The following is a 21,178-nucleotide window of genomic DNA, read 5'->3' on the forward strand; positions in this document are numbered from 1 at the left end:
GATTCCGCAATGAACTTACTGAGACTCTTTGCGCTGCTGTGCGCCTTCGTGCTGGCAGGCTGCGCCACGGGCCCCAAAGTCAGCCCCCAGAAAGCCGCCAAGACCACCACCAGCGCCGCCGCAGACACCTCTCGCACCATCGACCTCACGCATCCCCCCAAGGACATGTGGGATCGGGTTCGCCGCGGTTTCGCCATCCCCAATCTGCACACCGACCTGGTCGATTACTGGACCAACTACTACGCCTCGCACCCCGAATCCATCCGCACCATGAGCCAGCGCGCCTCGCGCTACCTGTACCACATCATGGACGAACTGGACCGCCGCGGCCTGCCCTCCGAGCTGGCCCTGCTGCCTTTCGTGGAAAGCGCCTACAACCCCACGGCCTACTCGCGCTCGCACGCCTCAGGCCTGTGGCAGTTCATCCCCAGCACCGGCCTGCACTACAAGCTGCAGCAGGACTGGTGGACGGACGAGCGCCGCGATCCCATCGCCTCCACCAACGCCGCCCTGGACTATCTGTCCTACCTGTATGAATTCCAGGGCGACTGGTACCTGGCGCTCGCCTCCTACAACTGGGGCGAAGGCTCGGTGCGCCGCGCCATGGAGCGCAACGAGCAGGCCGACCTGGACGTGGACTACCTGTCGCTGAACATGCCTGAAGAGACACGCAACTACGTGCCCAAGCTGCAGGCCATCAAGAACATCGTGGCCAATCCGGCGCGCTACGGCATCACCCTGCCGCCCGTCAGCAACACGCCGTACTTCACGGCGGTGCGCAAGAACAAGGACATCGACGTGGCCGTGGCCGCCGAGCTGGCCGAAATCTCCATCGACGAATTCAAGGCCCTGAACGCTTCGCACAACCGCCCCACCATCCCGGCCCACAATTCCACGCTGCTGCTGCCGGCCGACAAGGTCGACATCTTCAAGGCCAATCTGGCCGCCTACCAGGGCCGCCTGAGCAACTGGAAGACCTACCAGGCCAAGAGCGGCGAAAGCTACCTGTCCATCGCCCAGCGCCACGGCATCACTCTCTCGCAACTGCGCTCCATCAACGGCCTGGGCAGCAAGCGCAGCAAGGCCGTGGCCCAGACCCTGCTGGTGCCCAACTCCACCTTGGGCGAAGGCAGCGTGCAACTGGCCTCGCTCACCAACACTCCGGCGGCGCCCGTGGCCGAATCGGCCCGCAAGGCCTCGCGCTCGCAGCAGGTCAGCCTGAACCGCAAGGGCGGCCGCGACGTCACCGTGCTGCGGCGCGGCGTCAACGTGCGCACCCACACGGTCAAGAACGGCGACACGCTGTACGCCCTGGCCAAGCGCTACGACACGTCGGTGGCCGAGCTGCGCCGCCTGAACAATATCAAAGGCAACACTCTTTCCAAGGGAACGCGCCTGCGCGTCCCCGGTACCAACATTCGTGGCTAGGCCACAAAATATTGATTAAAGGATCTTCAGCATGGGTTTCCTGCAGGGAAAACGCATCCTGGTCACAGGTGTCATCTCGAATCGCTCCATCGCCTACGGCATTGCCCAGGCCTGTCGCCAGCAAGGCGCCGAGATCGCCCTGACCTACGTGGGCGAGCGCTTCAAGGAACGCGTCGAAGGCTTCGCCCAGGAACTGGGCTGCAGCATCGTGCTGCCCTGCGACGTATCCGAAGACGCGCAGATCGAACAAGCCGTCCAGTCCCTGGGCGAGCAGTGGGACGGTCTGGACGGCCTGGTGCATTCCATCGGTTTCGCGCCGCGTGAAGCCATCGCCGGCAACTTCCTGGACGGCCTGTCGCGCGAAGCCTTCCGCGTGGCGCACGACATCTCCGCCTACAGCTTCCCGGCGCTGGCCAAGGCCGCCCTGCCTCTGCTCAAGGGCCGCAAGAGCTCGGTGCTGACCCTGACCTACCTGGGCGCCGAAAAAGCCATCCCCAACTACAACACCATGGGCCTGGCCAAAGCCTCGCTGGAAGCGTCGGTGCGTTACCTGGCCGTGGCCCTGGGCGAGCATGGCATCCGCGCCAACGGCATTTCCGCCGGCCCCATCAAGACCCTGGCCGCCAGCGGGATCAAAGACTTCTCCACCATCCTGAAGTTCGTGGAGACCCACGCCCCCCTGCACCGCAACGTCACCATCGAGGACGTGGGCAACGTGGCCGCCTTCCTGCTGTCGGACCTGGCCGCGGGCGTGACCGGCGAGATCACCCACGTGGACGGCGGTTTCAACTGCATCGTCCCCGGCATGCAGGAATAAGCATCGCCGCCAGGCGCTGAACGCCGGAGCGACAAAAGAGGAACAGGGTTTTAGCCTTGTTCCTCTTTTTTTGGTTCCAGGTCGGCTTGCAAAGCACGATTCAGCTGGCCGATAACAAAGCCGGCCTTTGCAAAGACGCCGTTCAGGAAGTGGGCGGACCCGTCTGGGCTGATGGCTTGCCGGTGCTGCGCACCGGTGCCCTTGTCGGCGAATCGCTCCGGGCGCGCCTTGAACTCGCCGCGTGGTTCGTACCGAACCACAAGCGTGCGGCTCAAACAGCAAGGCGCTTGCCTCCCGGATCGCTCCCCCGCCTGCGGCAAGCCATCTGACCCGCCCTGACGGGTCCGCCCACTTCCCGAACGGCTCACAATGGCCACCTTATCGACCAGCCGATGAAAGTGCGCCGGCCAGCAAGGCTTTGCCGCATCATCGCCTTGGATCACCACGCTCGATACCTGGGTGATGCTGACACAGCGCCGTTTGGGCCAAGAAAACCGAGACTTTCCCCGGCTTGGCCCAAGAAGGCCCTGACGATGCTGCAATGCTCCCACAGATCGATGAGGCGCTCTAGATGGCGCCATGACAGGGCCGACGCGAAGCCGTCCCCCCCTTATTCCTGTGGCGGAAAGCGCACCGGTTCGGCCTCCGGCGTCCAGGCGGGGTATTTGTGCATGATGCTGGCCAGCAGAGGGGAAGCCAGCCACTCGGCCAGCCACCTGGACAGGGCCGGCCAGGGCTGGGCGTCGAACCAGTCGCGGTCCACCTGGGCGAACTGGCGCACGAAAGGCGCGATGGCCATGTCGGCCAGGCATGGCCGCGAACCCATCAAGTAGCCCTGGGCGACAATGCGCGCATCGAGCTCCTGCAGCCACCGGGCCGCCTGGGCGCGATGCCGGGCGGCATAGTCGGCCGCGTCGGTGAAATCCTCGCTATGCTGATGGCGGTCGGGATACTTGTAGCAATCCAGGTCATGCTTGAAGTCGCTGTCGTTGCGTCCGATCAGCTCCAGCATCTCGCTGACCTCGCCTCGCTCGGGCTGCAGCCAGCGCCCGGGATCATTGCGGGCCAGGGCCCAGCGCATGATGTCCAGACTCTCGTCGATGACCTCGCCGTCGACCGTGACCACGACCGGCACGGTGCCCTTGGGCGAAGCCTGAAGCAGGGCCTCGGGCTTGTCGCGCAACACGACTTCACGCAGTTGGCAGACCGTGCCGCTGGCGGCAATGGCCAGGCGCGCCCGCATGGCATAGGGGCAGCGGCGGAAGGAATACAGGACGGGCAGATCGGACATGGACATATGCGGCACCAGCAAGAAGCCGCCTGCGAGCAGCGGCACAAAAACAGGGAAGCGCCGGACGCAACCCCATGCCGGATGCGCCCGGCAAGGGGCGCCGCATGGATGCGCTCAGCGCTTCACTAGATGTACCACAGCCCGCGACGCCCCGCTAGGCGTCCTTGGCTTGCTGGGCCAATTGGCGCTGCTCTTCGGCCTTGCGCCGCGCGGCTTCGCGGCGCTCCTGCAGCTCGTCCATGCTCACGCCGATATGACGCTCTTCACGCTCGCGCGCCAGGACCACCTGTTTCTGGCGTTCGCGAAAGCGTTCTTCCTGCTCGGGAGTGTGCATGCCGTGGCAGTAGGGGCAGGTCACGCCTTCCTCGAACTGGGGCGAGGCCTTCTCGGCGTCGCCGATGGGCATGCGGCAGGCGCGGCAGAAGTCATAGTCGCCCGGCTCCAGTCCGTGACGCACGGAGACGCGCTCGTCAAAGACGAAACAGTCGCCTTCCCACAGGCTGTCCTGCTCGGGAATGTCCTCCAGGTACTTGAGGATGCCGCCCTGCAGGTGATAGACCTGATCGAAGCCCTGGGAACGCATGAAGGCGGTGGATTTTTCGCAGCGTATGCCGCCCGCGCAGAACATGGCCACGCGCGGCTTGCCGTGCAGCACGCCGCCCTCCTTGGACTGCTCGGCCACCCACTGGGGAAATTCGGTGAAGCTTTGCGTCTTGGGGTTGATGGCGCGGCTGAACGTGCCTATGCCCACTTCGTAATCGTTGCGCGTGTCCACGACCACCACGTCCGGATCGCTGATCAAGGCGTTCCAGTCCTCGGGCTTGACGTACTCGCCCACCATTTCCGCGGTCTTGAGATCGGGCACGCCCAGCGTGACGATCTCTTTCTTGAGCTTGACCTTGAGCCGGTAGAACGGCGCCTTGTCCGCCCAGGACTCCTTGTGCACCAGGCCGGCGATGCGCGGATCCGAATTCAGATAGGCCAGCACGGCGCGTATGCCCGCCTCCGGGCCGGCGATGGTGCCGTTGATGCCTTCACGCGCCAGCAGCAAGGTTCCCTTGATATCGTGCTGCTCGCAGAATTCGAACAGAGGGTCGCGCAATTGGGCGAAATCGGGCAGCGCCACGAACTTGTACAAAGCCGCGATCAGATAGGTAGACATAGCAAAAACGGGTTCTCTGGAAGAGGCGGCGGCGCGCCGGAACGGCGCCGGGGCCGGCACAGGCAGGCGAAAACTATAAGCCAAAGACGATCTGGTGCCTTTGACGCCTGTCAAAAAAGGCGATACTAGAGCCTGGGTTCGATTTTAAAATGATAACGCCAAAACCGGCGCGCCGCATCTTGAGGGACGGGCGCTGTTTTTTTATCGTGCGAGATTTATGGATTCCGTGACACAAGCCGTACTGGGCGCCAGCATCTGCGGCTCTTTGCTGGGCCGCCAGTACGGCCGCAAGGCGCTGCTGGCCGGAGCCGTGCTGGCCACCCTGCCGGACCTGGACGTTTTCATCCAGTATCCGGATCCCATCACCGCCATGGTCAGCCACCGCGGCTTTTCCCATTCCCTGTTCGTGCTCAGCGCGGTGGCCTTGCTGGCCGCCCTGCTCTGGAAGCTGCTGCGGCCCGATGCGCGCGCCTCGGCGACGCGCCGGGCCTGGCCGTCTGGCTGACCCTGATCACCCATCCCCTGCTGGACGCCTTCACCAGCTACGGCACGCAGTTGCTATGGCCGCTGCGTCCCACGCCGGCCACCTGGTCCAGCATCTTCATCATCGACCCGCTCTACACCCTGCCCCTGCTGCTGGCGGCCCTGACGGGCTTAGCACGCGGCGCGAGCGCCGCCACCGTGCGGACCTGCAATTGGGCGCTGCTGCTCAGCAGCCTGTACCTGACGGCCTCGGTGGGCGCCAAGTTCTGGGCCGAGCACCAGGCCGCGACGCAGTTGCGCCAGGACCAGGTCCGCATCCAGCGGATCTATTCCGCCGCCCAGCCGCTGAACATCCTGCTCTGGCGCGTGGTGGCCCGCGACGACCAGGACAGGGAGTGCGAAGTGATCGTCGGCCTGCTGGACCGCTGGCGCGCGCCGGCAGGCCACCGCTACGAATCCCTCTGCCTGCCCGTCAACAGCCAGTACACCGAAGTGCTGCCGGTCGCGCCGCAACTGGACCAGTTGCGCTGGTTCTCCGGCGACTGGCTGCGTTATGACCTAATCGACGACCTGATGGTGGTCAGCGATATACGCATGGGCATCGGGCCGGGACAATATTCGTTCCGTTTCGTGGTGGCCGAGCGCGTTCTGGACGATACCTGGCTGCCCGTGATCCCCTACCGTTGGATCAGCGGACGCGACATGAGCGAGCTTGAGCCCGCGATGCGTCGCATCTGGAATCCCGTCCCCGCGCTGCCGCTGGAAAACTGGGCTCGGCGCATCGCCGAAGGAGTGCCCATCCCGCGCCCTGCGCCCTGAATGCCCGCAAGCAACCCGCCGCGACCGGCGGGTTTTTTTGCCTGCGCCAGGGCTGTCCGATTTTCAAACGCCCCGCAGGACCGCACGCCGCCTGCCTATGCCTCGCCTGCCTTCATAGGAAAGCGCAACCTTTTATGTGAATTTAAATCACAAAAAATATTTCAGATAGGAAAAGCTCAAAAAACTATAACCATAAACAGACTGACTTTTCTCGTTTTCCCTAGTAGGATGTTGCTTAATATGTGTGAATAATATTTATGTCAGTACACTGACTAAATACGCAAAAAAACCAACCACAGAACTCGAACACCGAGGAGACACCATGTTCAAACGCCAACCGCGTCTGCTGGCCCTGGCCGGCCTGCTGCTGGGCTGTTCAATGCTGAACCCCGTGGCCGCCAGCGCCAACACCTTCCCCGACAAGCCCATCGAAATCATCGTCACCTTCCCGCCGGGCGGAGGCACCGATCTGCTGGCGCGCCTGATCGGCAACTACTTCAACGAACAGTTGGGCCAGCCCGCCATCGTGGACAACCGCCCGGGGGCCAGCGTCAACATCGGCGCCCGCCTGGAGGCCCAGCGTCCGGCCGACGGCCAGTCCCTGCTGATGGACAACAGCTCCTTCGCGGTGAATCCGGCGGTGTTCGACAAGCTGCCCTTCGACCCCAAGAAGGACTTCACCGCGGTCTCTAACTTTGCCTTCGTGCCCTCGGTCATCATCGTGCCGGCCAACTCGCCCTACAAGACGCTCAAGGACATGATAGCCACCGCCAAGGCCAAGCCCGGCGACGTGTTCTTCGGCTCCTGCGGCAACGGCACGCCCCAGCACCTGGCCGGCGAGATGCTCAACGAGGCGGCCGGCGTGGAAATGGCCCATATTCCCTACAAGGGCTGCGGCGGCGCCCTCAACGACGTGATGGGCGACCAGGTCGGGGCGGCCTTCGTCACCGCCTCCAGCACCCTGCCCTTCATCGAGAGCGGCAAGGTGCGCGCCCTGGCCGTGACCTCGGCGCAGCGCAACCCGCTGATGCCCGACGTGCCCTCCGTGGCTGAATTGGGCTATCCCGGCTACGAATTGAACCAGTGGCACGGCCTGCTCGCCCCGGCCGGCACGCCCGAGCCCGTGGTGCAGAAACTGCACGAGGCCGTGGAAAAAATCATTGCGCGCGACGACGTGAAAGCCAAGCTGGCCAGCCTGGGCTACACGGTCGCCCACGACGGACCGGCGCAGTTCCAGACGATGATCAACGCCGACATCGACCGCTTCCGGGAACTGGCGCAGAAGATTGGACTGAAAATCAACTAAGGACCCACCATGAGCAAACTGAAGCTGAGCGTATCGATTGGCAATTACGACCGCACCCTGGCCTTGAAGGACGGGCGCGTCGGCATTGAAGGCTGCGATGTCAATGTCGTGTCGCTGGAACCGGAGGAAGCGTTTCACCGTGCATTCCGCTACGAGGAGTTCGATGTCACGGAAATCTCCATGAGCAGCCACATGATGACCACGGCGCGCGGCGACAATCAGTACGTCGGCATTCCGGCCTTCCTGTCGCGCGTGTTCCGCCATTCAGGCATCTACGTGCGCACCGACCGCATCCGCAAGCCCGAGGACCTGAAAGGCAAGATCATCGGCGTGCCCGAATACCAGATCACCGCCAACGTCTGGATCCGCGGCATCCTGCAGGATGAGTTCGGCATCCGCCCCAGCCAGATCAAATGGGTGCGGGGCGGCATCGAAGAGCCCGGCCGGGGCGAGCGCGCGCCCATCGATCTGCCGGCCGACATCAGCCTGGAGCAGATCCCCGACGACCGCACCCTGTCGGACATGCTCGAGAAAGGCGAGATCGACGGCTACATCGGCGCGCGCGCGCCCTCATGCTTTCTGCGCGGCGCGCCCAACGTGGGCCGCCTGTTCGGGGATGAATACCTGGAAGTGGAAAAGGACTATTTCCGCCGCACCGGCATCTTCCCCATCATGCACATGGTGGGCATACGCAAGTCCCTGGTGCAGGAGAACCCCTGGCTGCCGGTGAGCGTCTACAAGGCCTTCCTGAAGGCCAAGGAACTGGCCGTGCATGAACTGAACGAGCTGTGCCACCTGGCCGTGACCCTGCCCTGGATGGTGCACCATCACAATGAAGCCAAGGCCCTGATGGGCGAGGACTACTGGCCATACGGGCTGCAAGCCAATCGCCACACCATAGAGACCTTCGCCCAGTACCACCACGACCAGGGCATGTCGCAACGCCTGGTCAGGCCCGAGGAACTGTTCGCGGCCTCCTCGCTGGACCTTTCCAAGATCTGAGGCGATGCCGGCATGAAGGCTCCTGTTTTCAATTACCACGCCCCCGCCACGCTGGCCCAGGCGCTGGAGCTCTTGTCCGCCCAGGACAACGCCCGCGTGCTGGCCGGCGGCCAGTCCCTGCTGGCCATGCTGAACATGCGCTTCGCCTTCCCGGACACGCTGGTGGACATCAACCAGTTGCCCGAGCTGGCCTACATCCGCGAGGATGAGGGCGGCATAGGCATAGGCGCCATGACCCGCCAGCGCGAGGTGGAATTCTCCGAGCTGGTGGCTGCGCGGCTGCCGCTCTGGAAGGAGGCCGTCCTGAACGTCGGGCACAGGCAGACGCGCAATCGGGGCACGGTGGGCGGCAGTCTTTGCCAGCTGGATCCTTCGGCCGAAATACCCACCGTCTGCATGGCCATGGATGCCGTGCTGACCGTTTCCAGTGTGCGCGGGGAACGAGCCATTCCAATGGCCGAGTTTCCGGCGGCCTACATGACCCCCAGCATGCAGGCCGACGAGTTGCTGACCCGCGTGCAGGTCCAGCCCTGGCCCGCCAGCCACGGCTGGGCCTTTCTGGAATTTTCCCGCCGCCATGGCGACTTCGCGATCGTCTCCTGCGCCGTCCTGCTGCTGCTGGACGAGGACGGCCTGGTCAGCCGCGCCAGCATCACGCTGGGCGGGGTGGGCGCTTTTCCGCTGCGCATGAGCCAGGCGGAAGATGCCTTGCTGGGCACGCCCGCCGGCGCCGAAGACATCGCCCGCGCCGCCGACCTGTGCGGCCAGGTGGAAGCCTCCAGCGACAGTTATGTCCAGGGCTGGTACCGCCAGCGCCTGGCCAAAGAATACACGGCGCGCGCCCTGCGGCTCGCGCTCTCCCGTACAGGAAAACGGCATGAGTGACCCATCCCCTTCGGCCAGCCGCCCCATCACGCTGTGCGTCAACGGCCGCAACCTGAGCGCCTGCGCCGAGCCGCGCGTCAACCTGGCCGACTTCCTGCGCCACGAGCTGGGCCTGACCGGCACGCACGTGGGCTGCGAGCACGGCGTGTGCGGCGCCTGCACTGTCCAGATCGACGGCCACTCCGCGCGCAGTTGCCTGATGCTGGCCGTCCAGGCCCAGGGCAAGCGCATCCGCACCATCGAAGGCCTGGCCGACGAACAAGGCCGCTGGCATCCCGTGCAGGAAGCGTTCCGCGAACTGCACGCCCTGCAATGCGGCTTCTGCACGCCCGGCGTGCTGATGTCCGTGGTGGAGCTGCTGGAGAACAACGCCGACCCCAATGAAGAACAGATCCGCGACGTGCTGTCCGGCCACCTGTGCCGCTGCACCGGCTATCAGAACATCGTGCGCGCCGTGCAGAAAGCCGCCGCGCTCATGAGGGCCAGCCATGCACATGAATGACTCGCGCGAGCTGGAGCAATCCGTTCTGGCCCAGGCCGCCCCCGGCATGGGCCGCTCCGTCCCGCGACTGGAGGACGAGGCGCTGCTGACCGGCCAGGCCCGGTTCCTGGATGACGTGCCCATGGACGGCGTGCTGCACGCCTGCTTCGTGCGCAGCCCGCGTGGGCATGCGCGCAGCCGCTCCATCGACCTGTCCGCCGCCCGCGCCGCACCGGGCGTGCACGGCGTGTTCGCCGCGCAGGACCTGATGGGCGAGCTGACCCACTGGCGCATGCCGCTGGGCTTCGCCTTCGCCGTGCTGCCCGAGAACACCGTTCCCTTCGTGCTGGCGCGCGACGAAACGGCCTTCGTGGGCGAGGCCATCGCCGTGGTCGTGGCCCGCTCGCGCCATCTGGCCGAAGACGCCGCCGCGCTGGTCGATATCGATTTCGAGGTCCTGCCCGCCGTGGCCGATGCGCGCCGCGCGCTCGAGCCCGGCGCCCCGCTGGTGCGCACCGAACTGGAGAGCAACGGCCTGCAGCACTACACGCTGGCCTATGGCGACGTGGACCAGGCTTTCGAGGGCGCCGACATCGTCATCGAAGAAACGTTTTCAGCGCATCGAGGCTGCGCCCATCCCATCGAGGGGCGCGGCGTGCTGGCCCGCCTGGACGCCGCCGGCAACGAGCTGACCGTCTGGTCATCCACCCAGATGGCGCACGAACTGCACTACACCCTGGCCCTGATGCTGGGTCACCGCGAAGATCAGCTGCGGGTGATCACGCCCGACGTGGGCGGGGGTTTCGGCGCCAAGTTCATGATCTATCCGGAGGAAATCGTCATCCCGGCCGTGGCCCGCCTGCTGCGCCGCCCCGTCAAGTGGGTGGAGGACAGGCGCGAGAACTTCCTGACCTCCATCCAGGAGCGCGACCAGTTCTGGACCATGTCACTGGCAGCCGACAAGGACGGCCGCATCCGCGGCCTGCGCGGCCGCTTCATCCATGATCATGGCGCCTACACGCCGCAGGGCACCAACGTACCCTACAACGCCGCCTCGTCCATGACGGGACCCTATGTAGTGCCCGCCTTCAGCCTGACGGCCGACGTGGTCTACACCAACAAGGTGCCGGTGGCCACCGTGCGAGGCGCGGGCTATCCGCAGGCCGCCTTCGTCATGGACAGGCTCATGGACAGGCTGGCGCAGCGCACCGGCATGGACGCCATCCGCTGCCGCGAACTGAACCTGATCCCCGCGGGCAAGATCCCCTACACCAAGCCCCTGAAGTCGCGGGCCGGCGTGCCGCTGGTCATCGACAGCGGGGATTTTCCGCGCATGCAGGCCATGGCCGAGGACGCGATGGATCGCGCCGGCTTCGAACAGCGTCGCCTGGACGCCCTGGAGCGGGGCCGGTACCGGGGCCTGGGTCTGGCCAACGCCGTCAAGCCAACCGGCCGCGGGCCTTATGAATCAGCCACCGTCAAGATCTTCCCTTCGGGACGCATCGCCGTCTTCACGGGCGCCCTGGCCATGGCCCAGGGCATCAAGCCCTCGCTGGCGCAGATCTGCGCCGCGCACTTCGGCGTGGATCCGGGCGGCGTGGATATCCATGCCGGGGACACGCGCCACATCGGCTTCGGCATGGGCGGTTTCGCCAGCCGGCAAGCCCTGATGGCCGGCACGGCGGTGGAACAGGCCTCCGTCCAGCTGCGCCACAAAGTGCTGCAGGCGGCGGCCGCCGTGCTCAAGGCGCCCGAGGATTCCCTGGACATCGCCTACGGCATCGTGAGCAGCAGCGCCACGGACGAGACCGTCAGCCTGGCGCGGCTGGCCATGGTGCTCAAGGGCGTGCCGGGCTACAGCCTGCCGGTCAAGACCGATCCCGGCCTGGAATGCACCGCTCATTTCCACTGCGACGAACAGACCTACGCCGGCTCCACCCATGCCTGCGAAGTGGAGGTGGATGCGGCCACGGGCGCCATCGAGATCAAGCGCTACCTGGCCGTGCAGGACTGCGGCAACCTGATCAATCCCATGATCGTGGAAGGCCAGGTCGTGGGCGGCGTGGTGCACGGCCTGGGCAACGCCCTGTTCGAGCACATGGCCTACGACGCCGAAGGGCAGCCGCTGTCCACGACCTGCGCCGAATATCTGCTGCCCACCGCTCCCGAGGTGCCCGACATCGAGGTGCTGTTCTGCCCGTCGCCCACGCGCCTGAATCCGCTGGGCGTCAAGGGCGTGGGCGAATGTTCCACCATCGCCGTCGCGGCAGCCGTGATCTCGGCCGTGGAGCACGCCCTGGCGCCGCTGCAGGTGCGCATCAACGAGTTCCCGCTCAGCCCCATGCGGCTGCTGGAACTGATCGATCAGGCCACGCAAAAGACACAATAAAACAGGAACGCTGCCATGAATTTCAAGAACAGGTTTCACATTCCCCTGCCGCTGGAGCAGGCCTGGACGCTGATGCTGGACGTGCCGCGCATCATGCCCTGCCTGCCCGGCGCGAAACTGACCGACGTGCTGGACGGCAACAAGTACCAGGGTTCGGTATCGGTCAAGCTCGGCCCCATCAAGCTCTCCTTCGACGGAACCGCCGAACTGCTGCGCACCGACGAGGAAAACCACATCGCCTACCTGCGCGGCGCCGGCCTGGACCCCAAAGGGCGGGGATCGGCCAGTTCGGACTTCAGCTTCGCGCTGACGCCCGCGCCGGAGGGCGGCACCGATGTGGAAGTCAGCACCGAACTGACCCTGTCCGGCGCCGTGGCGCAATACGGCCGGGGCAGCGGCATGATCGCGGAAGTCGCCGCGCAGATCCTGGGCCAGTTCGAACGCAATCTGGCCCGGCTGGTCCAGGGCGGGTCCGATCCGGCCGGGCTGCCTGAAACGCCGGCGCCCCTGGGCAGCGTTCCGACTGCCCCAGGCCCGGCAGGCGGCATGTCCGCCACCGGCACGTCCGCCACCGGCATGTCCGCCACCGGCATGTCCGCTACCGGCATGTCCGCTACCGGCATGTCCGCTACCGGCACGTCCGCCGCCGGCGCGCCGGTCTCGTCTGCCGAGGCGCAGGCCATCCTCTACCAGGCCCAGGCCGTCCTGGCCCAGACCCAGCAACTGCAGGCGCAGATGCAGCAGACCCTGTTGCGCCTGCAGGCGCGCCGCAACGAAGACGGGGCCGGCGAACTGAACATGCTCTCCATCGGCCTGAAGGCCGTCTGGTCGCAGATCCGCTACTCCGTGGGACGGCTGTTCGGCCGCAAGGACTAAGGCTTTCTTGCTTCCGGAGGGGGCGCTTTTTCGAAGATTGCGCAGGCACAAAAAACCCCTGGATCAGCAAACCGATCCAGGGGAATTGACCGGCAGACCGGCCACTACGCAGTCGATGCCCTGCGGCGCTCGCGCCGCCGGAGTTACTTCAACATGCCTTCCACGCGCTGACGCAGCGCCGGGTCCTGTTGAATGGCCAGGCTGATGCCGTTGTATTCGGCCAGATCCATGCCATTGGCCTTCACCACGCCCACCAGCCGCTGGTCGGCTTCCTGGACGATGGACTGACGTTCGGCGTCGCTCTTGGCCGCATCCAGGCGGGGCTGATATTCGGAAGCCGTCTGAGCCACCTTCTTGGAGGTGCTGACGTACTGTTGCAATGGGGAGTCCGTGGGATGAATGACCTGGTTGGCGGCCGGAGCGGCAGCGCCTGACGTTGCCGCACTGCCCTGAGCCATGGCCAGGGGACTGGAGAGGCCAAACGCGACCGCGGCAGCAGCCAGAAAAGCTTTGACAGATTGCTGCATGGATGGAACCTCCTAATCAGAATCAGTGAGTGCCCATGATGACAAGGGCATGCATGCCTTACAAGTTTCGCTATGTAGTTTCATGTATCAGCATGCCACCCCTGCCCGGGAGGCGATCAGTCCCGCGAGTAAGGGCGGCCGTTGAAATCCACGGTGACCAGATTGCCGTCCAGCTCGCCCATGCCGGGCGCGTTCTGAGGCATGCCGGGCGCGGCCACGCCCTGTACCCGCATGTCGGTCATCATGCGCCGCACGACCTTGGCGGGCACGTGGCCTTCCACGCGCTGGCCGGTCTTCTCGAGGACGGCGGTGTGGCAGGAAGCCAGTTCGGCCGGCACGCCCAGGCGCTGCTTGACCTGGGCCATGTCGGGGGTCTTGATGGCCGTGACTTCGAAGCCCGAGTCGCGCATGTGCTGCGCCCAGCCGTCGCAACAGCCGCAATTGGGATCCTGATAGACCGTCAGGGCATGGTCGCCGGCCTGGGCCAGCGAACTGAACGCCAGCAGGCTGGCCGTCAGCAACAAAGGTTTGAACACAATCGAATTCCAGTGAACGGCGCCGCGGCGCCTTGATTGACACACAAGTCCAAGTGTTTGAGACTTGTCTTTGGACAAAAAGTTTACCGGGTCATTCTAGCCTCGGCGCCTAAGGAGTCGTCGGCACCGTCAGATGTGTATAGGAGCGAGCAATTCTTCATTCAGCACGCACCCGACATCACCGTCATCGAGACCGCCGAAAGCACCGCCACCGTCGCCCTGGCCGCGCAGGTGCATCAGGTCGAACCCGGGCAGATAGCCAAGACGCTCAGCCTGCAGGTCGGCGAGCGCGCCGTGCTGGTGGTGGCGCGCGGCGACGCCCGCCTGGACAACAAGAAGCTGCGCGCCGCCTTTGGCGTCAAGGTCAAGATGATGGACCTGGAAAGCACCCAGGCCGTGACCGGACATCCGGTGGGCGGGGTCTGCCCCTTCGGTCTGAGCACCCCGCTGGAGGTCTACTGCGACGTCTCCTTGCGGGATTACGACATCGTGATGCCCGCGGCCGGCTCCATCAATTCGGCCGTGCGCATCACGCCCGAGCGCCTGGCGCAATTGACCGGCGCGCAGTGGATCGACGTCACCCAGGTTCCCCAGCCCGCCGCCCAGGCCTGACGCCTGCAGCGAAGGCAGGCGACGGCACCTGAGGCCGGTGTACCATAAGGCTGGAAACCATTTCGGAGAACAGCCATGAAAGGACACTGTCTGTGCGGCCGCATTGCCATCAGCTGCATTGATCACACCGATGTGAGCGTCTGCCATTGCAGCATGTGCCGGCGCTGGGGCGGAGGGCCGTTTTTTTCCATTGAAAGCAAGGCCATCGAGGTCGAGGGCGAAAAAGACATCGCCCACTACCGATCTTCGCAATGGGCCGAGCGCGGCTTCTGCCAGCATTGCGGCACGCACCTGTACTACCGCCTGCAGACCGGCGGCTTCTACGCCGTGTCCGCCGGACTGTTCCAGGATGCCGCGAACCTGCGCCTGCACAGCCAGATCTTCATCGACAAGAAACCCGACTATTACGCCCTGGCCAACCAAACTCCCACCATGACCGAGGCCCAGGTCATGGAGATGTTCAAGAACTGGGACGCGTCCTGAACCCGGCCGCCGGCGGCATCGCCCGGTCGTGCCGGGCGTGCCGCGGGCGCTTTCTCACAGGCGGGCGCCGTCTGCCAAGTAAGCAAACTTGTAGTTTGAATGCGGACTTTACAGCTCGACAAAAGCTGCCATAGGAGCGCGAGGCCAGGCTTTCGCCCAGCAGGTCCGCCAGGGGAATAACACCAACTCATCGTTGCCATATCTGGTAACAAGACTCTGTGCATTCGTGGCTAGGATAAGACATAGAGCTCAAATCCCCATCCACCCATAAACAGAGGAAATAGAATGCCCCATCTATTATTGCTGGAGACGGACCTGGAGTTCATCACCGCATTTCTTGCTCTGGCGCGGCAACTGGGCTTCTCCGCCATTACGGCCAAAAGCATGCAGGACGCCCTGATCCGCTACCACCAGAAGGTGCCCGACGCCATCGTGCTGGGCCCGGGCGCGGGTCCGCTGGAAGAACGTGAACTGAAGGAAAAGATAGGCGATGCGGCGCCGGCCATCTACACCGTGGCCCCTCCCGGCGAGTCGGCCGCACAGGCACAGACGCAACTGCGCGAACTGCTCGAGCGGCTGCGCGCCCAGCATCGCGTCGGCCACCCCTGCTCTTCCGACTGCTCGCCCAACGCGGCGTGCGATTTTGCCGAATTCATTGGTCGCTCGCCTGCCATGCAGAAGCTCTACAACGAAATCCGCAAAGTGGCTCGCACCGATCTGCCCGTGCTGCTCATCGGCGAGAGCGGCACCGGCAAGGAGCTGGCCGCCCGCGCCATCCACCGCTGCAGCACGCGCAGCGAACACGCCTATGTGCCCATCAACTGCTCGGCCATCTCGGGCCAACTGATCGAAAGCGAGCTGTTCGGCCACGAAAAGGGTAGTTTCACCGGAGCGGACCGCCAGCGCCAGGGCTACTTCGAACAAGCCAACAATGGCACGCTCTTTCTGGACGAAGTCACCGAAATGCCCGTGGAAGCGCAGACCAAGCTGCTGCGCGCGCTGGAGAACGGCGAATACATGAAGGTGGGCGGCAGCGAGCTGCACAAATGCAATACGCGCATCATCGCCGCCACCAACCGCTCGCCCTCGCGCGCCATCAAGGACAACAAGCTGCGTGAGGACCTCTATTACCGCCTGGGCGTATTCCCCATCAAGATCCCGCCGCTACGCGATCGGGGCGAGGACGCCATCCTCATCGCCCGCCACCTGGTGGACGAGCTGAACAAGGAGCACGGACACCACAGGGAACTGAGCGTGGCCAGCCTGGAGAAAATCGCCCATTACCGCTGGCCGGGCAACATCCGCGAGCTGCGCAATGCGGTGCTGCGCAGCTACATCATGAGCAATACGGACCAGATCGACATCAACCTGGAGCCCGGGAGCATCGATTGACGAAGGCCCGACGCTCGCCGGGCCCGGCTATGCCGCCGCCATGGCTGACTTCATCGAATCGGCCAGGGTATGGGCATGCTGCAGGTGCTTGCGCAACAGGGGCAAGGCGTCCTGGGCGAAACCCATCACTTCCTTGTCCTTGCCCTTCTTCAGGTAGTCCTCGAACAGCTTGATGGTGTCTTCATGGGCTTTCACCGCCGCCTGCTCGGCATAGTCCGCGTCAAAGGCCTCGCCTTCCTTGCCCTTGAGCAAGGTCAGCTTGCCGCGCTGCATCAGGCTGGGGTCGGCAGGCAGCTCCACGTCACGGGCGCGAGCCAGCGCACTCAGTTCCTGGGACAGTTGCTCGTGGTCGGTGATCATCATGCGCGCAAAGTCGGCGATGCGGGGATTGGAGCTGCGCGCCAGTGCGATCTTTGCGGCCTGGATCTCGTAATGCCCCGCTTGCGCGGCATCTTTCATGAAGCTTACATCAGGAGAGAACAGTTCGGCCGCATGGCTGCTGCGCAGCCCGAAGCCCACCACCGCCGTGGCGGCCGCCGCCAAACACAACATATTTCGTAAACGCATGAATCGCCTCCTTGGATAGAAATACCCATGATTGGCGTCCCGACAGGGACTGGGGCCCGCCGGCCGATCCGGCGGAAACCTTGAGCCCTCGTCAGCAAACACCGTTCCTGCAGCGACACATCGCGCCCGGGCACGGAATTTGCTGCTAGCTAGTAACTGCCGGTACAGCAGCGCCGGACGCGGACGGGTCCATCTTTCCGTCGCGCCGCCCGGACAGAAAGTCAGCATGCCGCCCTTTGAAAGAGGAGACTAGAACATGAAGCTTGAGCTGGTTCCACAGTTGCAGATTCAACAGAATCTTTCCTTGCGCCTGCAGCAGTCCGCGCACATTCTGCAGTTGTCCGTCCAGGAACTGCAGACCCTGCTGCAGGACAGCCTGCAGAACAATCCCCTGCTGGAGCCTGAACCCGAGCCCGACCCTGCGCCGCCCGTGCGCGAAGGCCTTACGCGCTCGACCCATCATGACGACGGCGGGCTGCCCTCGCAGGATTACCTGGGCAGCGCGCCGCGCAGCCGGGACGAACTGATCCTGGAAAATGTGCGCCTGAGCCGCGCGGACGAACGCTGCCGGGCCTTGTGCGCACTGATCGTCAATGCGCTGGACGACAATGGCTACCTGCGCGAGGACTTTGCCGACCTGCTGCCGCCCGACTACGAAAAAGTGCCGCTGGCCGAATGGGAATCCGCGCTGGCGCTGGTCCAGTCCCTGTCCATACCGGGCACCGGAGCGCGCAATCTGCAGGAAGCGCTGCGCCTGCAGGTGCAGGCGCGCAGCCGCCTTTCGGGACCCGTGCGCCAAGCCTTGCTGGACCTGATCGCCACCGAGCTGCCGGCCCTGGCCCAGGGCGACTGGACAGGCGTGCAGACGCGCCTGTCCCTGCCCTCCCCCTGTTCGCGCAAGCCCTGCGCGAACTGCAGCAACTGGACCCCAACCCCGGCCTGGCCTACCTCCAGCCGGCGCGCCAGGCCATCGTGCCCGACGTTTACGTCTACCGCGACGGCAGCCAATGGAAAGTGGCCCCGGACCCGCGCAGCCTGCCGCGCGTGCGCATCCACCATGAATACGCCGATCTGCTGGAAGCCCAGGCCCGCAGCACAAAAGACCGCGCGCTGCACGATACGCTGACGCAGGCGCGCTGGCTGTCCGACAGCCTGTCCATGCGCCGGGCCACCGTGTGCCGCGTCGCCCGGCTCATCGTCCAGCGGCAGGCCCTTTTCTTCGAACTGGGCCAGCAGGCCCTGCAGCCGCTGCGCATCTGCGACCTGGCCAAGGAGCTGGAACTGCATGAGTCCACCATCTCGCGGGCCACCATGAACAAATACATGAGCACGCCCTTCGGCACGCTGAGCTTCCGTCACTTCTTTTCAGGCGAGCTGGAAACCGGCTTTGGCGGCAGTTGCTCGACGGCGCTGGTCAAGGAGCAGATACGCCGGCTGGTGGCCCAGGAATGCCGGCACAAGCCGCTGTCGGACGTGGAGCTGCACCAGGCGCTGCGCGATGAGAGCGTGGAGCTGTCCAAGCGCACCGTCACCAAGTACCGCCTGCAGCTAGGCATTCCCAACGCGCGCGAACGCCTGCAGCGCGCACGCCTGCGAGCCCTGTCGGGACAGGATCGCGGCAGCCGGCCCAACTGAGCGGGTACGCAATTTGCTGATACAGCCAGTGTGTCTTTTCCAATCACTTAAGCGAGGATCAGCATGGGCAAGATCATCATGGTATCGGTACGCGTAGCCAGCTCGAACAAGCCTTCCACCGGCGGGCTGGCGGTTGCGGTGGCCCTGCTGCTCAAGCAGCAGGACATCAATGGGATCTGGCTGGGGTGGAACGGCCAGTGCGAGGAAAAGGCCGGCGAGCTCCAGACCGAAGACCGGGGCACCTACCAGGCCGTCACCTTCTCCTTTACCCAGGAGCAATATGAGCAGTTCTACTGCGGCTATGCCAATACCTGCCTGTGGCCGGCATTCCACTACCGGCTGGACCTGATGGACTTCCAGGCCCGCCATTACCAGCAGTACCTGGAAGTCAATCGCCAGATCGCGGCCTACCTCAAGCAGATCGCCCAGGAGGACGACCTGATCTGGATCCAGGACTACCACCTGATCCCCCTGGCGCATTTCTGCCGCGCGCAAGGCATGGAGCAGGCCATCGGCCTGTTCCTGCACACGCCCTTCCCCTGCCCCGAGATCCTGCGCGCCATCCCCCGCCACGACCACTGGCTGCCCATGCTGCAGGACTACGACCTGATCGGCGTCCAGAGCCACGACGACCATGTCGCCCTGCAGGCCGCGCTGCAGACCCTGCCGGCCCGACCGAGTCCGCAGCACGCCCGGGCCACGCGCAGCGGCGTTTATCCGATCGGGGTCGACGTGGACCTGATCCAGTCCATGGCGGGCGCCCCTTCCTGGATGGAGACCGGCCAGCCGGCCGAGCCCCAGCAGGGCGCCGCCACCGTCATCAGCGTGGACAGGCTGGACTACACCAAGGGCCTGACGCATCGCTTCCGCACCTTCGACACCCTGCTGCGCTGCTATCCCACCCTGCGGGGCCGGGCCACCTATGTGCAGATCGCCCCCTCCACCCGCAGCGACATCCAGGACTATCAGTTGATGCGCGAAGAGCTCGAAAGCCTGGCCGGCCAGATCAACGGCCAGTACGCCACGCTGGACTGGACGCCCATCGTCTACATGAATCGCGCCTTTCCGGCGCCGCAACTGATGCGCATGCTGCGCCAGGCCAGGGTCGGCTACATTGCCCCCTTGCGCGACGGCATGAACCTGGTGGCCAAGGAATATGTGGCCGCGCAGGATCCCGACAACCCCGGGGTGCTGGTGCTGTCCACGTTCACTGGCGCGGCCCAATCCCTGGAAGGCGGCTACCTGGCGGTCAACCCCTATGACATGGACGGCACCGCCCGCGCGCTGTACCAGGCTTTGAACATGCCCCTGGCCGAGCGCCGCAGCCGGCACCAGACCTTGATGGCCCAGCTGCGCGGCCAGAGCCTGGCTCAGTGGTGCGCGCACTTCCTGGAGGATCTGAGGCCTGAGCCCCAGGTCCTCGAAAAGCCCCAGGACCTTACTGCGCTTCCAGTATCCTGACCCGCACGAACGCATCGGGCTGGTGCTGCCCCAGATAGGCCACCAGCCGCTCGCGCAGCAGGCAGCGCAGGTCGAACAGGCGGCCCGAGTCGGTGGAGCTGACCAGAAAGCGCAACTGCATGCCCCATTCATTGGTGTCGGTCACCTGCAGCACCTGGAACCGCCTGTCCCACAGCTCAGTCGATTCGCATACGGCCTTGAACTCCTCGTTCAGCCCCTTGAGGTCCACGCGGTAATCGACCCACAGAAACACCGTGCCCAGCAAGGACGCGCTTTGATAGGTCCAGTTCTGAAACACATTCTCCACGAACCACTGCAAGGGCACGATCAGGCGGCGCTCGTCCCAGACACGCACTACCACGTACGTCCCGGTGATCGCTTCGACACGGCCCAACTCGCCCTCCACGATCACCACGTCGTCGATGCGAATGGGCTGGGTGAAGGCGATCTGCAGGCCGGCGATGAGGTTGCCAAGCACCGGCTTGGCCGCAAGACCGGCCACCAGCCCCGCCACCCCGGCCGAGGCCAGCAGGCTGGTACCGAGCTGGCGCGCGCCCGGCAGAATCATCAGCACGAAACCCAGGCCCAGCAGCAGAAGCAGGAAATGCGCGCTGCGCGCGAGCACCCGCGCCTGGGTGTGGATGCGCCGCGAGCGCAGGTTGTCAGCAATATTCAGGGGATAGCGCGCCACCACCACCTGGAACAGGGCCTCGACCGCGGCCATCAGCATCCAGATCGTGCAGATGATCAGCACCATCATGTCTCCCATGGCCAGGTAGCTCTGCCACGGGCCGGCCAGGGGGGCCAGGGGTATGCAGAAGCGCAGAAAGAAGGCCAGGAAGAACACCCTGGACGGCACCCGGATCCGCTGGGTGAAGAAGCGCAGGAAATGTCCCTGCGGCACGACGCGCTTGATCAGCTCCCCGCCCAGGTAATGGACCAGCAGCAGCACGGCCCATCCCAGAAGCAGAACCAGCAACCACATCCACCACGACATTGCCGACATGACTCGTCTCCAGAAAAAAG

Annotated in this window: 22 protein-coding genes and 1 pseudogene; 16 read left to right on the forward strand and 7 right to left on the reverse strand. The window is 64.9% G+C overall.

The window, feature by feature from the left end:
• Positions 1–9 precede the first annotated feature (9 nt).
• Together ACWPWO_RS13125 and fabI are read left to right on the forward strand one after the other, a co-directional pair.
• A complete protein-coding gene (locus tag ACWPWO_RS13125; protein ID WP_454006953.1) occupies positions 10–1,428 on the forward strand; it encodes a transglycosylase SLT domain-containing protein in 1,419 nt (472 codons plus the stop codon).
• Positions 1,429–1,459: 31 nt separating this feature from the next.
• Positions 1,460–2,245, forward strand: coding sequence for an enoyl-ACP reductase FabI (gene fabI / locus ACWPWO_RS13130; RefSeq protein ID WP_394061670.1), 786 nt, complete (start codon positions 1,460–1,462; stop codon positions 2,243–2,245).
• Between the two features lie 50 nt (positions 2,246–2,295).
• On the opposite strand, the gene ACWPWO_RS13135 is transcribed toward fabI, so the two are convergent.
• The 3 genes from ACWPWO_RS13135 to trhO form a co-directional block, all read right to left on the reverse strand.
• Complete coding sequence (locus tag ACWPWO_RS13135) at positions 2,296–2,520, reverse strand: hypothetical protein (RefSeq protein ID WP_454006954.1); 225 nt, start codon at positions 2,518–2,520, stop codon at positions 2,296–2,298.
• 335 nt (positions 2,521–2,855) lie between these two features.
• Complete coding sequence (locus ACWPWO_RS13140) at positions 2,856–3,536, reverse strand: glutathione S-transferase (RefSeq protein ID WP_454007492.1); 681 nt, start codon at positions 3,534–3,536, stop codon at positions 2,856–2,858.
• A 154-nt stretch (positions 3,537–3,690) separates the two neighbouring features.
• Entirely contained in the window at positions 3,691–4,698 is a 1,008-nt protein-coding gene (trhO, locus tag ACWPWO_RS13145) for an oxygen-dependent tRNA uridine(34) hydroxylase TrhO (RefSeq protein WP_454006955.1), read from the reverse strand.
• 226 nt (positions 4,699–4,924) lie between these two features.
• On the opposite strand from trhO, the gene ACWPWO_RS13150 reads away from it, so the two are divergent.
• The 8 genes from ACWPWO_RS13150 (at position 4,925) to ACWPWO_RS13185 (ending at position 12,939) form a co-directional block, all read left to right on the forward strand.
• A complete protein-coding gene (locus tag ACWPWO_RS13150) occupies positions 4,925–5,203 on the forward strand; it encodes a metal-dependent hydrolase (RefSeq protein ID WP_454006956.1) in 279 nt (92 codons plus the stop codon).
• Between the two features lie 20 nt (positions 5,204–5,223).
• Positions 5,224–6,000 (forward strand): metal-dependent hydrolase, encoded by a 777-nt coding sequence (locus tag ACWPWO_RS13155; protein WP_454007493.1) that lies wholly within the window; start codon positions 5,224–5,226, stop codon positions 5,998–6,000.
• A 322-nt stretch (positions 6,001–6,322) separates the two neighbouring features.
• Positions 6,323–7,306: a Bug family tripartite tricarboxylate transporter substrate binding protein gene (locus tag ACWPWO_RS13160; protein ID WP_454006957.1), complete on the forward strand. Its 984-nt coding sequence runs from the start codon at positions 6,323–6,325 to the stop codon at positions 7,304–7,306.
• Positions 7,307–7,315: 9 nt separating this feature from the next.
• The gene (locus ACWPWO_RS13165) at positions 7,316–8,308 is read left to right on the forward strand and encodes an ABC transporter substrate-binding protein (RefSeq protein WP_454006958.1); all 993 of its coding nucleotides are present in this window, start codon (positions 7,316–7,318) and stop codon (positions 8,306–8,308) included.
• A gap of 12 nt (positions 8,309–8,320) precedes the next feature.
• The gene (locus ACWPWO_RS13170) at positions 8,321–9,193 is read left to right on the forward strand and encodes an FAD binding domain-containing protein (RefSeq protein ID WP_454006959.1); all 873 of its coding nucleotides are present in this window, start codon (positions 8,321–8,323) and stop codon (positions 9,191–9,193) included.
• A complete protein-coding gene (locus tag ACWPWO_RS13175) occupies positions 9,186–9,695 on the forward strand; it encodes a (2Fe-2S)-binding protein (protein WP_454006960.1) in 510 nt (169 codons plus the stop codon). Before ACWPWO_RS13170 ends, ACWPWO_RS13175 begins: the two co-directional genes overlap by 8 nt.
• Positions 9,682–12,063, forward strand: coding sequence for a xanthine dehydrogenase family protein molybdopterin-binding subunit (locus ACWPWO_RS13180; RefSeq protein WP_454006961.1), 2,382 nt, complete (start codon positions 9,682–9,684; stop codon positions 12,061–12,063). Before ACWPWO_RS13175 ends, ACWPWO_RS13180 begins: the two co-directional genes overlap by 14 nt.
• 15 nt (positions 12,064–12,078) lie before the next feature.
• Positions 12,079–12,939, forward strand: coding sequence for an SRPBCC family protein (locus tag ACWPWO_RS13185; protein ID WP_454006962.1), 861 nt, complete (start codon positions 12,079–12,081; stop codon positions 12,937–12,939).
• Between the two features lie 143 nt (positions 12,940–13,082).
• Here the strand turns inward: ACWPWO_RS13185 and ACWPWO_RS13190 are convergent, their stop codons facing one another.
• Both ACWPWO_RS13190 and ACWPWO_RS13195 read right to left on the reverse strand, forming a co-directional pair.
• Positions 13,083–13,466: a DUF4168 domain-containing protein gene (locus ACWPWO_RS13190; protein WP_454006963.1), complete on the reverse strand. Its 384-nt coding sequence runs from the start codon at positions 13,464–13,466 to the stop codon at positions 13,083–13,085.
• Between the two features lie 116 nt (positions 13,467–13,582).
• Positions 13,583–14,002, reverse strand: coding sequence for a DUF411 domain-containing protein (locus ACWPWO_RS13195; RefSeq protein ID WP_454006964.1), 420 nt, complete (start codon positions 14,000–14,002; stop codon positions 13,583–13,585).
• Positions 14,003–14,137: 135 nt separating this feature from the next.
• Here ACWPWO_RS13195 and ACWPWO_RS13200 point away from each other — a divergent pair, with 135 nt between their 5' ends.
• From ACWPWO_RS13200 to ACWPWO_RS13210, 3 genes are all read left to right on the forward strand, one after another.
• A complete protein-coding gene (locus ACWPWO_RS13200) occupies positions 14,138–14,614 on the forward strand; it encodes a YbaK/EbsC family protein (RefSeq protein ID WP_454006965.1) in 477 nt (158 codons plus the stop codon).
• A gap of 75 nt (positions 14,615–14,689) precedes the next feature.
• Positions 14,690–15,097 carry a GFA family protein gene (locus ACWPWO_RS13205; RefSeq protein ID WP_454006966.1) on the forward strand — a complete coding sequence of 136 codons (408 nt, stop codon included), beginning with the start codon at positions 14,690–14,692 and terminating at the stop codon, positions 15,095–15,097.
• A gap of 285 nt (positions 15,098–15,382) precedes the next feature.
• On the forward strand, positions 15,383–16,489 hold the full coding sequence (locus ACWPWO_RS13210; RefSeq protein WP_454006967.1) for a sigma-54 interaction domain-containing protein: 1,107 nt from the start codon (positions 15,383–15,385) through the stop codon (positions 16,487–16,489).
• 27 nt (positions 16,490–16,516) lie between these two features.
• Here the strand turns inward: ACWPWO_RS13210 and ACWPWO_RS13215 are convergent, their stop codons facing one another.
• Positions 16,517–17,056, reverse strand: coding sequence for a DUF4142 domain-containing protein (locus tag ACWPWO_RS13215; RefSeq protein ID WP_454006968.1), 540 nt, complete (start codon positions 17,054–17,056; stop codon positions 16,517–16,519).
• A 256-nt stretch (positions 17,057–17,312) separates the two neighbouring features.
• On the opposite strand from ACWPWO_RS13215, the pseudogene ACWPWO_RS13220 reads away from it, so the two are divergent.
• From ACWPWO_RS13220 to ACWPWO_RS13230, 3 genes and pseudogenes are all read left to right on the forward strand, one after another.
• Positions 17,313–18,061: pseudogene (locus ACWPWO_RS13220) on the forward strand (RNA polymerase factor sigma-54); the annotation flags it as partial.
• Between the two features lie 39 nt (positions 18,062–18,100).
• Positions 18,101–18,691 carry an RNA polymerase factor sigma-54 gene (locus tag ACWPWO_RS13225; RefSeq protein WP_454007494.1) on the forward strand — a complete coding sequence of 197 codons (591 nt, stop codon included), beginning with the start codon at positions 18,101–18,103 and terminating at the stop codon, positions 18,689–18,691.
• A gap of 63 nt (positions 18,692–18,754) precedes the next feature.
• Positions 18,755–20,152: an alpha,alpha-trehalose-phosphate synthase (UDP-forming) gene (locus ACWPWO_RS13230; protein ID WP_454006969.1), complete on the forward strand. Its 1,398-nt coding sequence runs from the start codon at positions 18,755–18,757 to the stop codon at positions 20,150–20,152.
• Here the strand turns inward: ACWPWO_RS13230 and ACWPWO_RS13235 are convergent.
• Entirely contained in the window at positions 20,130–21,158 is a 1,029-nt protein-coding gene (locus ACWPWO_RS13235) for a mechanosensitive ion channel family protein (protein WP_454006970.1), read from the reverse strand. The two genes, ACWPWO_RS13230 and ACWPWO_RS13235, sit on opposite strands and share 23 nt — an antisense overlap.
• Positions 21,159–21,178 lie beyond the last annotated feature (20 nt).

Source organism: Alcaligenes sp. Marseille-Q7550, assembly GCF_965112015.1.

What these genes read in the sequence shown, in the direction of transcription:
- ACWPWO_RS13125 (WP_454006953.1), top strand. Translation starts at nt 10, where the DNA reads ATGAACTTACTGAGACTCTTTGCGCTGCTGTGCGCCTTCGTGCTGGCA.
- fabI (WP_394061670.1), top strand. Translation starts at nt 1,460, where the DNA reads ATGGGTTTCCTGCAGGGAAAACGCATCCTGGTCACAGGTGTCATCTCG.
- ACWPWO_RS13140 (WP_454007492.1), bottom strand. Translation starts at nt 3,536, where the DNA reads ATGTCCGATCTGCCCGTCCTGTATTCCTTCCGCCGCTGCCCCTATGCC.
- trhO (WP_454006955.1), bottom strand. Translation starts at nt 4,698, where the DNA reads ATGTCTACCTATCTGATCGCGGCTTTGTACAAGTTCGTGGCGCTGCCC.
- ACWPWO_RS13160 (WP_454006957.1), top strand. Translation starts at nt 6,323, where the DNA reads ATGTTCAAACGCCAACCGCGTCTGCTGGCCCTGGCCGGCCTGCTGCTG.
- ACWPWO_RS13165 (WP_454006958.1), top strand. Translation starts at nt 7,316, where the DNA reads ATGAGCAAACTGAAGCTGAGCGTATCGATTGGCAATTACGACCGCACC.
- ACWPWO_RS13170 (WP_454006959.1), top strand. Translation starts at nt 8,321, where the DNA reads ATGAAGGCTCCTGTTTTCAATTACCACGCCCCCGCCACGCTGGCCCAG.
- ACWPWO_RS13175 (WP_454006960.1), top strand. Translation starts at nt 9,186, where the DNA reads ATGAGTGACCCATCCCCTTCGGCCAGCCGCCCCATCACGCTGTGCGTC.
- ACWPWO_RS13180 (WP_454006961.1), top strand. Translation starts at nt 9,682, where the DNA reads ATGCACATGAATGACTCGCGCGAGCTGGAGCAATCCGTTCTGGCCCAG.
- ACWPWO_RS13185 (WP_454006962.1), top strand. Translation starts at nt 12,079, where the DNA reads ATGAATTTCAAGAACAGGTTTCACATTCCCCTGCCGCTGGAGCAGGCC.
- ACWPWO_RS13190 (WP_454006963.1), bottom strand. Translation starts at nt 13,466, where the DNA reads ATGCAGCAATCTGTCAAAGCTTTTCTGGCTGCTGCCGCGGTCGCGTTT.
- ACWPWO_RS13205 (WP_454006966.1), top strand. Translation starts at nt 14,690, where the DNA reads ATGAAAGGACACTGTCTGTGCGGCCGCATTGCCATCAGCTGCATTGAT.
- ACWPWO_RS13210 (WP_454006967.1), top strand. Translation starts at nt 15,383, where the DNA reads ATGCCCCATCTATTATTGCTGGAGACGGACCTGGAGTTCATCACCGCA.
- ACWPWO_RS13215 (WP_454006968.1), bottom strand. Translation starts at nt 17,056, where the DNA reads ATGCGTTTACGAAATATGTTGTGTTTGGCGGCGGCCGCCACGGCGGTG.
- ACWPWO_RS13230 (WP_454006969.1), top strand. Translation starts at nt 18,755, where the DNA reads ATGGGCAAGATCATCATGGTATCGGTACGCGTAGCCAGCTCGAACAAG.
- ACWPWO_RS13235 (WP_454006970.1), bottom strand. Translation starts at nt 21,158, where the DNA reads ATGTCGGCAATGTCGTGGTGGATGTGGTTGCTGGTTCTGCTTCTGGGA.